Source organism: Streptomyces sp. NBC_00386 (assembly GCF_036063235.1).
GTDB lineage: Bacteria > Actinomycetota > Actinomycetes > Streptomycetales > Streptomycetaceae > Streptomyces.
Genome location: NZ_CP107950.1, coordinates 8,410,324 through 8,423,099 on the forward strand (window position 1 = coordinate 8,410,324; position 12,776 = coordinate 8,423,099).

9 protein-coding genes are annotated in these 12,776 nt (G+C 68.8%); 2 read left to right on the plus strand and 7 right to left on the minus strand.

Annotated elements, in window-relative coordinates:
• Positions 1–2 precede the first annotated feature (2 nt).
• The 5 genes from OG780_RS36820 to OG780_RS36840 form a co-directional block, all read right to left on the minus strand.
• Entirely contained in the window at positions 3–1,514 is a 1,512-nt protein-coding gene (locus tag OG780_RS36820; RefSeq protein ID WP_328455549.1) for a DUF4246 domain-containing protein, read from the minus strand.
• A gap of 295 nt (positions 1,515–1,809) precedes the next feature.
• Entirely contained in the window at positions 1,810–2,076 is a 267-nt protein-coding gene (locus OG780_RS36825; protein WP_328455551.1) for a hypothetical protein, read from the minus strand.
• A 170-nt stretch (positions 2,077–2,246) separates the two neighbouring features.
• A complete protein-coding gene (locus tag OG780_RS36830) occupies positions 2,247–3,032 on the minus strand; it encodes a DUF3592 domain-containing protein (protein ID WP_328455553.1) in 786 nt (261 codons plus the stop codon).
• A 258-nt stretch (positions 3,033–3,290) separates the two neighbouring features.
• Positions 3,291–4,403 carry an aminotransferase class V-fold PLP-dependent enzyme gene (locus OG780_RS36835; RefSeq protein ID WP_328455555.1) on the minus strand — a complete coding sequence of 371 codons (1,113 nt, stop codon included), beginning with the start codon at positions 4,401–4,403 and terminating at the stop codon, positions 3,291–3,293.
• A gap of 366 nt (positions 4,404–4,769) precedes the next feature.
• The gene (locus tag OG780_RS36840) at positions 4,770–6,482 is read right to left on the minus strand and encodes an MFS transporter (RefSeq protein WP_328455557.1); all 1,713 of its coding nucleotides are present in this window, start codon (positions 6,480–6,482) and stop codon (positions 4,770–4,772) included.
• 272 nt (positions 6,483–6,754) lie between these two features.
• Between OG780_RS36840 and OG780_RS36845 the strand changes: the two genes are divergently transcribed.
• Complete coding sequence (locus OG780_RS36845; RefSeq protein WP_328455559.1) at positions 6,755–7,525, plus strand: TetR/AcrR family transcriptional regulator; 771 nt, start codon at positions 6,755–6,757, stop codon at positions 7,523–7,525.
• 42 nt (positions 7,526–7,567) lie between these two features.
• On the opposite strand, the gene OG780_RS36850 is transcribed toward OG780_RS36845, so the two are convergent.
• Both OG780_RS36850 and OG780_RS36855 read right to left on the minus strand, forming a co-directional pair.
• Positions 7,568–8,350 carry a TIGR03943 family putative permease subunit gene (locus tag OG780_RS36850; RefSeq protein WP_328455561.1) on the minus strand — a complete coding sequence of 261 codons (783 nt, stop codon included), beginning with the start codon at positions 8,348–8,350 and terminating at the stop codon, positions 7,568–7,570.
• A complete protein-coding gene (locus OG780_RS36855) occupies positions 8,347–9,363 on the minus strand; it encodes a permease (RefSeq protein WP_328455563.1) in 1,017 nt (338 codons plus the stop codon). Before OG780_RS36855 ends, OG780_RS36850 begins: the two co-directional genes overlap by 4 nt.
• 293 nt (positions 9,364–9,656) lie before the next feature.
• Here OG780_RS36855 and OG780_RS36860 point away from each other — a divergent pair, with 293 nt between their 5' ends.
• Positions 9,657–12,626: a carbohydrate binding domain-containing protein gene (locus OG780_RS36860; protein ID WP_443062255.1), complete on the plus strand. Its 2,970-nt coding sequence runs from the start codon at positions 9,657–9,659 to the stop codon at positions 12,624–12,626.
• Positions 12,627–12,776 lie beyond the last annotated feature (150 nt).

A 12,776-nucleotide genomic window follows, 5' to 3' on the forward strand; every position in this document is an offset into this window, starting at 1 on the left:
ATTCAGTGCTCGCAGAGGGAGAATTCTCGTTCGTAGAGCTGCTCGTTGTGTTCGTCGACGAAGAACTTGCGTTCCTGCATGAGCTGTTCGCGGTGGCTCTTGGCCTGTTCAAGCGTCATGGTCGAGGCGTCGGACCATGGTTGTTGCGGCGGCACGTCGGACGTCGAGGTGATCTCTTCCGATGGGTCGACCAGGAAGAAGGCGAGAATTTTGCGATGCCCCGGGCGGGTGTGGTCCATGAGGCGGAATGAGCCTACGCGGTGCTGCAGGATATTCGGGAACGCCAGACAGCGGCCCTCTGGGGTCGACGCCGATCCCAGTATCTGGTTCAGTGCGTCTTCGTTCTCCAGGCCATAGACCTCACGCAGCCCGTTGTCGTCATTCTGTTCGTAGTTCGGGTCGTCGAGTGCCGCCCGGAAGCTCAGGTGGTTCTCGGTGATGTTCTCGCTGTCCCAGTAGTAGATGCCGGTCGAGACGATCCGCTCGTTCAACATCCCCTCGACGTGCCAGGATCCGCCGGGGTACTCGGGCTTGTCCGGGGTGAGATGAATGGTGGCGAGCTTGACGATGACCTGGAGACGGCGACCGCGCAGGTCGACTCGGGCGGATTCGTCAGGCAACTCGGGCGGGGTGAAGGCCGGGGCGTCCGGGATGGTCGGGCGGCGGTTTTCCCACCACTCGTCATGGGCTTCTTCCCATGCGCGGAAGGCTTCTTCGTAGGCCTCACCATCACTGTAGGAGGACTTGTCCGGATACTCCGGCTCCCGCGACTCGTACCACCCGTAAGGATTGGCCTGGATCCGCAGGGGCCGCGGATGGCGCAGATCGGTGAGCACGTTCTCCAGCAGCGGGCGCACGCGTGCGAACAAGTCCGGCAGGACGGAGGCCAGTTCGCGATGAGTCTCGGGGTGGACGTTGTTGACGTACGAACGGAAGGCGACATCGCCGTCGTCACTGACGTCGACGTCCGTGGGGAGCCACTGGAATTTCTCCGAGAACTCGTACTTCGAGTAGCGGTTCGTCGGATTCTGCCATGCCCGCTCGGGCCCGCCGCTCACCCCTCTCACCAGGCAGAACAGTGAGGGATGAACCAGATCCAGTACCTGGCCGTCGGATCCGGGATGCCAGTCCTGCTCCGCTTCGGGGACCTGCTCCAGAACCTGAACCGCTTCGCGCAGTCGGGATCTGAGCTTGTCGTCGACCAGGGTGTCCGACTGCCACACCCCGTCGACGGCGGACACCTCGACGCCGGTTCGTCCGTCCCGCAGCGCGGCGTAATGCGCGAGTTCGGCAAGCACGTACGAGACTTGCGCTTCGGTGAGGCCTTGGGCGACCGCCTCTTGCGTCCACCGGGCCACGATGTCGGCGTCGTTCATCTTGTCGAACCACGCCGGCTTCGCCCGAATGTGTGCGCTGCACTGCATCATCTCCAGTTCCCGCAGCGTTCGCGGTGTCGCGAACGATATGGAACGGGCAGCATGAAAGGGCAGTGGGAAAGCAGTCAGGCCAGTCAATTCTCTCGGTCCTCCCAGTCGGTGTGCGGTGGCGGGAAGGATACTTCAGCAGACTGACACCGCGGTCGTGGCCCCTGTCGCCGCTGGTCAGGGGCGCATGGCCTCGACGTGGTCGCGTGACGCCCGGACTGCCGCCGCCCACCGGGTAGTTGCCCCTTGCCGCTGAGGACGAAATTCATTCAAGGACCAAATCAGGGTCGACGATTTCATCCTGAGAACTGCTGATCCTTTCGCGTCCGGGCCTGCCGCGGGACCGGTCACGAAACGGGTCGGCAGTCGACTTCGTGCCGTCCTCTCAGGCGTCCGCACCGCCGGTGGTCGGCAGGAGCGCGGCCAATTCGGCGTCGTCCGGGCGGTGGGCCGCCTCGGCCGCCTTACGCGGAATGGCGCGGTCGACCGTGCCCGCGTCGGCGATCGGACGAATCACCACGCCGTCGTCGGGTACCGCGTATTCGTGGCGTTCGCCTGCCTTGCGGTACCAGGCGTCGCCGTCGTGCTCACAGATGACGTGCTTGTCCGACACCTCGCCCAGCGGCTGCTTGGGGCGGCTCTCCGCTGTCATCGTGCCGGGACCTACGAAGAGGCCGAACTTGGCGGCACCTTTCTGGGATCGGTACGCGGCGACGAACTCGTTTTTTGTACTCGCCGACCGACTGCTGGAACACGGTGCAGCCGGAGACCTTGGTGACATGGACAAGTCCCGGGGTTGCGGAGCGGGCCGGCGTGGGGTGTTCAGGCTCCGGCGTGGGGGGTGTCCGGCGTCTTGCCTGCTTCCGTCTGCTCCTTGACACGCACCACCTCCCGGGCGGTCCCCACCAGAAAACCTGCCGCGAGTAGTCCGACCACCACAGAACCCAGTCGAATCCCGTCGGCGTCGGATCCGTCCAGACGGTCAGCGTGGCGGACCTTCGTGGGGTCCGTTGGGTTGTAGACGACGGGTACGTGGCCTCCGGGCTTCGCGTCGTCTCCCGAGCCGTCTCCGACATCGATATCCGCTTGCACCGTGCTGGACGGTGCGCTGAAGCGCACGGTCAAGGAGTTCGTCCTGCCTTCCTCCGACCGGCCGGCAATGGCGACTACGGTCGCTTCGGTCCTGTTCCCGTGCTCCCGGAGGTTCTGCAGCATCTGGTCCTCCTGGCCGGCTTTCCATCCCATGAATCCGGACACGGTGGCGAACATCAGGAAACCCACAGCGGTCGATCGGGCTCTGGCCCAGCGGGGGTCCAGCAGCGGCGATGGCACACCAAGCCTGGAGACCAGCCCGGCCGCGAGGCGGCCCGGCGGAGGAATTCGGCCGGCCCAACCACGAGCCCAGCCCCAGCGGCGTAATAGCAAGCTCGCGATGGCGCCCGCTGCGGACAGCGCCACCGCGCCGCCGAAAACCTGGTTCCAGGTCAGCTCGAACGGATCGAATGCGAGCCACACCACGAAGGCCGCGACGCCTGCCAGCGAGACCCACCCCTTGAGGAAGCGGTACTTCCCCCGGCTGTCGCTCTGTACGGACCCGCGCTCACTCATCTGCGCCTCCTCGCCCCGTTACGAGCTAGGACGCACCGGTCGCCGCTGAGGTTGTAGCGGCAGCAGGCTCCGTGTCCGAGGCTCCGCGTCCTTGCCAGGAGGATGTGTTCGTTTCCGGGCTTCGCCTGCGGCGATAGACCGAGATCCCGTCCACAGTTCGTCCACGGACCCCGGCATACGGCCGCTTCGAGTGGCGGCCGAGGCGGTCCAGTTGCCGAGGTGGAACTGTCCCGCCGTATCCCCTGGGCCGACGTGGATTCAGCTCCCCAGCGACGACAGGGCTGCCGCCACCCGTGCGGAAGCCTCCGGCGGGGTCGACGCGTGCGGGGAGAGCCGCAGCGAGCCCGCGCGCGCCGTCGGGGTGACGCCCTCGGCGTGCAAGGCCTTCGCTACGACGGACGGATCGTGGTCCGGCATGGTGAAGGAGAGGATGCCCGCGCGGCGCGCCGGGTCGGTGGGGGAGAGGACGTGGCCGCCGTGTTCCTCGACCGTCTCGGCGAGTTCGGCGATCCGGGTGGCGATGGCGGCCTCGATCGCCGTGACGGTGTGTTGCTCCACGAGGTCCAGCGCGGCCGCGAACGCGGCGGCCGTCACCGGGCTGAGATTGGTGATCGACCATCGCCGCGCGTCCGCGGCGGGCGGGTGTTCCGCGCCGTCGAAGAGACCGACGTCCTCGACTCCCGTCCACCCGGTGAGGACCGGTTCCAGGGACTCCAGCGCGCGGTCGGACAGTGCCGCGAAACCGGTCGCCCAGCCGGCGCGCAGCCATTTCTGACCGCCCGCCACGACCACGTCGGCCGCGTCCCAGTCCATCGCGGCCACGCCGAACGCCTGGATGGCGTCCACGATCAGCAGCCGGTCCGGTCCGATCGTCTCGCGCAATGCCGCGAGGTCGGCGCGGAATCCGGTACGGAAGTCGACGGCGCTGACGGACAGGGCGACGACGTCGTCGGTCAGGGCGGCACGGACCAGTTCGGGGGTGACCCCGCCGCCGGGCACCGGGTCGAGCCAGCGGGGCGTGGCCCGGCCCAGGTCGGCGGTACGGCGCCACGGATAGTGGTTGGCGGGGAAGTCGGAGCGCGGCGCGAGGACCACACCCTCCGGGATGCCGAGGGCGGCGTGGAACAGTCCGGTGGAGGCGTTGGGGAGCAGCACGGTGTGCCGGCTGTCGGTGCCCGCGAGACGCGCGGCTGTGTCCCGTGCGAGCGCTTCCGCGCGCATCAGCCCGTCCACGGTGGTGTGATCGGCGCGGGCGGACTCCTCCATGGCTCGCGCGGTGGCGGCCACGGCGTCCCGCGACGGCGGGCCGAACCGTGCGAAGTCGAGATACCCGGCGGGTGTGTCGAAGTGGGCTGCGTACGACGTGAGCACGGGCTCGTTCCTCCGGGACGGTGCGGGTAGTTCGAGATGGTTCGGGACGGTGCGGGACGTGCGGGACGGACACGTCGGTCGGGTGTGGCGGCGGGTCCACCGGGTGAGCGGTGCCGCGGGTGTGACGTGCCCGGATCACCGCTTCTCGCCGTCCCGGGCGCGTTTCCACCCGCCTGCACGGTACGCGTCGCGCTCCATGCACACCGGCCCGGGGCGGCCCTGGGTGTTGGCCAGGGGGCGACCGCACAGGGAAGCGGGACGGCCGGGCACCCCTGGGGAGTGCCCGGCCGTCCCGTTCACCGAAGCCGAAGCCGAAGCCGAAGCCGAAGCCGTTGCCGATGGCGACGTCGTCGGCGTCGCCGGGGCTCAGTGTCCGGCGGATTCCTCGGGGCGCGCGTGGCGGGGCAGGAGGAACGCGAGCAGGAACGTCAGGGCCAGCATGCCGTCGACGATCCAGAGCAGCGTCTGCATGACGGAGCCGAAACCGCTCCGGAAGGCCGACGACGCGGTGGCCTGCAGTGCGGCGGGTATCCGGGCGCCGTCCTCGGGCGAGGTGACGGCGGAACGGGTGTCCTTCTCCAGGCGCGCGCAGGACGCCGGGGTCGCGGCGGGGTCCTTGGCCGTGGCACGGTCCGAGGTGCAGGTGCGCAGGCCGGACACGATACGTTCCTGGGCCGCGGGCGCGACATGCGCGGCGGTCAGCTGTCCCCGCAGGCCGTCCGAGCGGTGGTCGACGGCGGTGGCGATCCCGCCGCCCAGCAGACCGAAGAACGCCGTGCCGAGGATGGCCACGCCGAAGGCGCCGCCGAGCTGCTGGACCGCGGTCATCGTGCCGGACGCCGACCCCGTCTCGTGCTGTTCCACGCTGGCGAGCACGATGTCGAAGAACGGGGCCATGAGCAGGCCCATCCCGATGCCCGTGACGAGCAGCGAGGGCAGGAGCTGCCAGGGGCCGACGCCGGACCCCACCTGGTCGAGGGTCAGCCACACGCCGAAGACACCGAGCGCCATGACCAGCGCGCCCGCCTGGAGCACGGTCCGGCCGAACCGGACCACACCCTGGGCGATACCGAAGCCGACGATCATGCCGCCCGACCAGGGCACCATCACCAGGCCGGCCTTGAGCGGCGAGTAGCCGAGGCCGATCTGGGTGTAGAGGTTGAAGACGAGCATGAAGCCCTGCATGGTCGAGAAGAAGACCAGCCCGAGGACCATGCCGCCGCTGAAGCCGCGCTTGCGGAAGAGGCTCGGGACGACCAGCGGGTCCAGGCCGGCCCTGCTGCGGCGCGACTCGTACACGGCGAAGGCGACGAAGACGACGACGGAGGCGCCCATCATCAGGAACGTCCACACGGGCCAGTCGTACTCACGCCCCTGGACCAGCGGGAAGATGATGAGCAGCGCGGCCAGGGAGACCAGGATCATGCCGGGGATGTCGAGGCGCGGCTTGCTGCCGGACCTGCTCCTCGGCAGGTAGCGCACGGCACCGAGGATCGCCGCGGCGCCCAGCGGCAGGTTGATGAGGAAGATCATGCGCCAGCCGGTACCGAAGTAGTCGGCGTCGACCAGCCAGCCCGCCAGGATCGGCCCGCACACCGCGGACAGGCCCATGACCGGGCCGAACATGCCGAAGGCCTTCTGCGACTCCTTCGGCGGGAACATCTCCTTGATCATGCCGAGGCCCTGCGGCAGCATCACGGCGCCGAACAGCCCCTGGACGACCCGCGCGCCGATCAGCATCCCGGGGGACACGGACACCGCGCACAGCAGCGAACCCACGGTGAAGCCGGCGGCTCCGACCAGGAACATCGTGCGGCGCCCGTGAATGTCCCCGAGCCGTCCTCCGGTGACGAGCCCGACGGCCATCGAGAGGGTGTAGGCGGCGGCGAGCCACTGGAGCGTGGAGGCGCCGCCGCCGAGGTCGGCCCGCATGGAGGGACCGGCGATGTTCGTGACGACGGCGTCGAGGAGGTCCATCACCTCGGCCGCGAGGATCACGAACAGCGCAGCCCAGCGCCACCGGTAGGGCGCTGGTGAGTCGATGGGCGTCTCGGCGGACGCGACACCGGTGGTGGACATCGGGAACTCCTCGCGAAGAGGCCGCGCCGGGGTACGGCCGGGGCGCGGTGGGGCGGATGGATGTGGCTGCCCGGCTTGCCGTCACGAGGGAGAAGCAGCAGACGAGACGCCGGTGAACGCCGTTCACTTTAACAGAACAGTGCTCATTAAAAGAACGGCGTTCATTAAGATATAGCGCAACTCTGCGACGACGACAAGATATATCGCGTTGTGCGGTGGTGAACGCCGCTCTCCAGGGGAGAACGCTGCTCTCCGGCGCCTAGACTGTCGTCATGAGCGACGCGGCCGCCGGCACCCCCGAACCACCCCCGCCGTCCCCCTGGGAGCGCGAGCGTCCCGTCCGCGCCCGCGTCACCCCGGCGCGAGAGCCGCTGTCGCGCGAACGCATCGTCGAGGCCGCCTTCGTCGTGCTGGACCGGTCCGGTCTCGACAAGCTGTCGATGCGTCAGGTGGCGGCCGAACTGGAGGTCGCGGTCTCCGCCCTCTACGCCTACGTCCGCTCCAAGGACGACCTCCTGGAGCTGATGTACACCCGGCTCTTCGCCAGCTTCACGCTGCCCGAGCCCGACCCCGAGCGGTGGCGGGAGCAGGTGCGGGACTACGCGCGCTCCTGGCGGTGGCGTCTGCTGTCCCACCGCGACATGGCCAGGATCTCCATGGCGCACGTCCCCTTCACCGCCGAACTGCTGCCGTACGTAGAGTCGTTGCTCGCCATCTTCCGGACCGCGGGACTGCCCGACCGCATCGCGGCGGAGGCCGGTGACCTCATCTCCACCTACATCGACGGGTTCGTCCTGGAGGAGGGCATGTGGCAGGACCGGGCCGCCCAGCACACCGGCGGAGGCTCGCTGGCCCGCCCCGACTGGCGTGAGATGGCCGACGAGATGCAGAACTACTTCGCGTCCCTGCCCGAAGAGGACTTCCCCCATCTGCGAGCCCTGTCCGGGACGATGGTGACGGACTCCTCCGACGAGAGGTTCGACATCGGTCTGGAGATCATCCTGCGTGGCCTGGCGAGCTATCTCCCGGAGCGGAAGGCCTGAGCCCGGGGCGGGCCGTCGTGGATCCGCCCCGCCCCTCTCGGCTCAGTTGTTCCAGCTCTCGTCGTACGGATCGTGTGGCGTCGGGACCGGCCTCGCCGAGCTGACGTCGAGGTACGGGATGAGCCCGCCGTTGACCGGGTCCTTCGTGCGCTTGGGCGTGTAGCGGCCGGTGACCTCGAGCCAGGTGTCGGGCCGCAGGACGGGTGGAATCCGTCCGGACAGGCCGATCTTGACCGGCTGGGCGTCGGCGGCACAGCAGTTGAGGGCCATGCGGACGAGATAGGGAACACCGGCGCTGTCGAGTGCGACGAAACCGGTGATCTTGACCTGCCGGCCGTCGAGGGAGCGGCCGTGACCGTACGCCGCCCTGCTCGCGTAGTCGACCAGCCCGAGGGGGACCGGGTCACCGGCGGGCAGCTTGGCGTAGCCGAAGGGGGCCTGGAGTGCCGTACCGGTGCGCATCGCGCTGTAGGAGCCGAGGGCGGGCGGGGCCACCAGGATGAGCGCGAGCAGCGGGAGGACGAGGAGCCACGAGATCCGCGGTTCCCGATGCGCGTGCCCGTGTTCGGGCCCGTGCTCGGCGTCCTGCCCGTGCCCGTGTTCGGCGTCGTGTCCGTCGCCGGACCGGTCGGCGGAGGCCTTCCGGTGTTCGCGTACCTCGTACCAGACCGTGGCGAGGGCCGTGACGATGAGCACCACACCGGCCGCGAGCAGCAGCGGCCGCAGCCCGGCCTTGACGTACCGCAGATAGAGATCCGTGAGGCTCGCGTGCAACACCGCCGCGCCGACGAGGAAGAGCACGGCCGCCTGGGCCTGCCGGTTCACAGGAGCACCGCCCCGATCAGTACGGACATGAGGATCGCCAGGGCGAAGGTGGTGGGCGCGAACCGTGCCGCGAACCCGCGGCCGAACGTGCCGACCTGCATGGCGAAGAGCTTCAGGTCGATCATCGGGCCGACGACGAGGAACGCCAGCCGGGCGGTGAGCGAGAACTGGGTCAGCGAGGCGACGACGAAGGCGTCGGCCTCGGAGCAGATCGACAGGAGCACGGCCAGGATCGCCAGGGCCAGGACGGACACCACCGGATTGCCGGCCGCGGCGTGCAGCCAGCTCGCCGGTACGACGGACTTGAGCGTGGCGGCGGCCATCGCGCCCAGCACGAGGAACCCGCCCGCGTGCATGACGTCGTGCCGCACCGAGCCCCAGAACGCGGCCCCCTTGCCGAGGCCGTCGTGCGCGGGGCGGGCCGGTGGACGCAGCCAGTCGGTGCGGCCGAGGCGCTGCCACAGCCAGCCCATCGAACAAGCCACGAGGAGACTGGCCACGAAGCGGGCGAGAACCATCTCGGGGTTGCGGGGGAAGGCGACGGCCGTCGCGGTGAGCACGATCGGGTTGATCGCCGGGGCGGACAGCAGGAACGCCAGGGCCGCGGCCGGAGTGACCCCGCGGCGCACCAGCGCCCCCGCGACCGGTACGGAGGCGCATTCGCAGCCGGGCAGGATCGCCCCGGCCATCCCCGCGACCGGGACCGCGAGCGCCGGCCGCTTCGGCAGCGCGCGGGCGAAGAACGACGGCGGGACGAACACCGCGATGACCGCGGACAGCAGGACGCCGAGGACGAGGAAGGGCAGGGCCTGTACCACCACCGCGACGAACACGGTCATCCAGCTCTGCATCACCGGTGCGGACAGCGCTCCGCGGATCGGCCCCTGTGAAGCGACGACCAGCAGCAGGAGCATGGTCAGGGCGAGCGGGGAGTTGAGGTGCCAGCCCTGCCGGCCCTGGTCGTCCGCGTCCCGCCGCCGGACCGGCGGCGGGGCTTCCTTGGTGACGGTCATGCTCGATGTACCTCCGGTCGGGGAAAGGCGCGGCCGAGGATGCCCTCCCGCCCTGAATACGCCGGTCAGGCCACAGCTTCTCACCGCGTGACGAGGGGATTGCCCGCGCCCGGGGGTTTCTTGACCCTCACCGGAGCGGGGGCGCCGGTGCGCACCGTGCGTCGAGGTCGTGTCACATCTCTTTACGTGGCTGTCATGGACCTGTAGCTTCCGGGCCGCAAGCCCTTTCAGGAACTTGCCGGTTCTTCTTGCAAGGCAACTCCCCTTCCCCGCACCCGCATTGGAGCCGCACCATGCGCCGCAGACGTCAACGACCACCGCTGAGAGTGCTCATGGCGCTCCTGGCGGTGACCGGACTGTTCGGACTCACCCCGCCGGACACGGGGGCCGCCCCCATGGAGAGCACGGCCGCCACCTCCACGACGGCGACCGTCTTCTACTACACGAAGACCAAGAACTGGCCGGCCACCTACCTGCACTACGCCCCGGACGGCGGTTCCTGGACCACCGTGCCGGGAGTGCAGATGGAGGCGGCCTGCACGGACTGGGTGAAGAAGACCGTCGACCTCGGCTCGGCCACCGGGCTCCAGGCCACCTTCAACAACGGAAGCGGCACCTGGGACAACAACGGCGGCAGCAACTACGCGCTGGGCACCGGCACCATCACCGTCAAGGACGGTGTCATCGCCCACAGCGACCCGTGCGCCGACACCGGTACGGGCAGCGGCAACCATGCCACCGTGTACTACTCGACCGCCACCTCCGGCTGGACCACGGCCAACATCCACTACGCGCCCACCGGCGGCTCCTGGACCACGGTTCCCGGCGTCGGCATGGAGACCGCCTGCACCGGCTGGTGGAAGAAGACCCTCGACATCGGTACGGCGACCTCGCTCAAGGCGGCCTTCAACAACGGCAACGGCGTCTGGGACAACAACAACGGCACCGACTACGCGATCCCGGCCGGCACCACGACGGTGAAGGACCGGACCGTCACCGCCGACGCCAAGGACCCGTGCGCCGCCGAAGAGCCCGACACCGAGGCACCGACCGCGCCCACGAAGGTCACGGCGACCGCCACCAACACCTCGGTGGTCGTGAGCTGGGACCCGGCCACCGACGACACCGCCGTGACGAAGTACCAACTCACGCGCACGGGCGGCACCAAGGGAAGCGTCGTCACCGATGTCGGCTCGACGGTGTACTCCGACACGGGACTTGAGGAGAAGACCCAGTACACCTACACGGTGAAGGCCGTCGACGCGGCCGGGAACACCTCGCCCGCCTCCGCCGCGGCCACCGTCACGACTGGGGAGAAGGCTCCCGCACCGGCCTCGGGGACGCCGCTCGGCACCGACCCGCGCAAGGACCCGATCTACTTCGTCCTCACCGCCCGCTTCTACGACGGCGACAGCTCCAACAACCGCGGCGGCAGCCAGGACGTCAAGTCGGGCAACGCGGCCAACAACGACCCCATGTTCCGCGGCGACTTCAAGGGTCTCGTCGGCAAACTCGACTACATCAAGGCGCTCGGATTCTCGGCCGTCTGGATCACCCCGGTCGTCCTCAACCGCTCCGACTACGACTACCACGGCTATCACGGCTACGACTTCTACAAGGTCGACCCACGCCTGGAGTCGGCCGGCGCCTCCTACCAGGACCTGATCAACGCGGCCCACGCCAAGGGCATGAAGATCTACCAGGACGTCGTCTACAACCACAGCTCCCGCTGGGGCGCCAAGGGCCTGTTCACCCCGACCGTCTACGGCGTGCGCGACTCCCAGTGGAGCTGGTACTACGACGAGAAGAACGAGGGCTTCGAGTACGACGGCCTGACCGTCGAGCCCAAGTCGGGGAAGTCGTACTACAACGGCGACCTGTGGTCGACCGCCGAACCCTCCGGCAACACCTGTCTCAACTGGGGCAAGCCCACCGGAGGCAAGAGCGCCGAGGGCTACACCGTGTACAACTGCCAGTGGCCCAGCCCCACTTCGGGCATGTTCCCGAAGGCGTACTACCACCAGTGCTGGATCGGCAACTGGGAGGGCGAGGACTCCCGTTCGTGCTGGCTGCACGAGGACCTCGCCGACTTCAACACCGAGAACGCCACCGTCCAGAACTACTTGATCGGCGCGTACGACAAGTACATCGACATGGGCGTCGACGGGTTCCGCGTCGACACGGCCGTCCACATCCCGCGCGTCACCTGGAACCGCCGCTTCCTGCCCGCCATCTACGACAGGGTCACCCAGCGGTTCGGCACGGACGCCGCGAAGAACTTCTTCGTCTTCGGAGAGGTGGGCGCCTTCGTCAACGACAAGTGGAACCGCGGCTCGGTGAACCACTCAGCGCAGTTCTTCACCTGGAAGGAACGCAAGGACTACAGCGCCGACGACGAGACGGCGGCGATCGAGCAGTACAACTACGAGGAGCAGCTCGGCACCGGCAGCCAGCCGACCTCGGCCAACGCCTTCCTGAGCGGGAACAGCTACCACACCCCGGACCGCAGCCAGTTCTCCGGGATGAACATCATCGACATGCGCATGCACATGAACTTCGGTGACGCGCAGAACGCCTACAGCAACGGCAAGGACTCCGACGACTCCGTCAACGACGCCACGTACAACGTCGTCTACGTCGACAGTCACGACTACGGACCGAACAAGTCGAGCACCCGCTACAGCGGCGGCACCGACGCCTGGGCCGAGAACATGTCCCTGATGTGGACCTTCCGCGGCATCCCCACGCTCTACTACGGATCGGAGATCGAGTTCCAGGCGGGCAAGCAGATCGACTGCGGGCCGACCTGCCCCCTGGCGACCACCGGGCGCGCCTACTACGGCGACCATCTCGCGGGGAGCGTCACGGCCTCCGACTTCGGCAAGGCCGACTCCGCGAGCGGTGAGGTCGCGACGACCCTCGCACAGCCGCTGGTCAAGCACCTCCAGCGGCTCAACCAGATCCGCCGGGCGATCCCGGCCCTCCAGTCGGGGCAGTACTCGACGGACGGCATCAGCGGTTCGATGGCCTTCAAACGCCGCTACACCAGCGGGTCGACCGACAGCTTCGCCCTCGTCACGGTCACCGGCGACGCCACGTTCACGGGCATCCCGAACGGCACCTACACGGACGCCGTCACCGGAGCGGTGAAAACCGTCACCGGCGGCACGCTGTCGGTGGCCGCGCCGGGGAAGGGAAACCTGCGGGTCTACGTGCTGAACGGTCCCGGAAAGATCGGAACGGACGGGCCCTACCTCAAGTAGCCCGCGACCGGCGGACACGTACGGAAGCGGCGGTCACCGTGGTCCCGTCCGGGCGCCCCACGCCCGGACGGGACACCCCGACCGCCGCCACCGCACTCGGTGGGGGCCAGGATGAATGGCGTGGGGAGCGTTGGGTACGCGACCGTCGAC

Bases quoted from the DNA above. Each gene is read 5' to 3' on its own strand.
- OG780_RS36825 (WP_328455551.1), bottom strand. From the start codon at position 2,076: ATGACAGCGGAGAGCCGCCCCAAGCAGCCGCTGGGCGAGGTGTCGGAC.
- OG780_RS36830 (WP_328455553.1), bottom strand. From the start codon at position 3,032: ATGAGTGAGCGCGGGTCCGTACAGAGCGACAGCCGGGGGAAGTACCGC.
- OG780_RS36840 (WP_328455557.1), bottom strand. From the start codon at position 6,482: ATGTCCACCACCGGTGTCGCGTCCGCCGAGACGCCCATCGACTCACCA.
- OG780_RS36845 (WP_328455559.1), top strand. From the start codon at position 6,755: ATGAGCGACGCGGCCGCCGGCACCCCCGAACCACCCCCGCCGTCCCCC.
- OG780_RS36855 (WP_328455563.1), bottom strand. From the start codon at position 9,363: ATGACCGTCACCAAGGAAGCCCCGCCGCCGGTCCGGCGGCGGGACGCG.
- OG780_RS36860 (WP_443062255.1), top strand. From the start codon at position 9,657: ATGCGCCGCAGACGTCAACGACCACCGCTGAGAGTGCTCATGGCGCTC.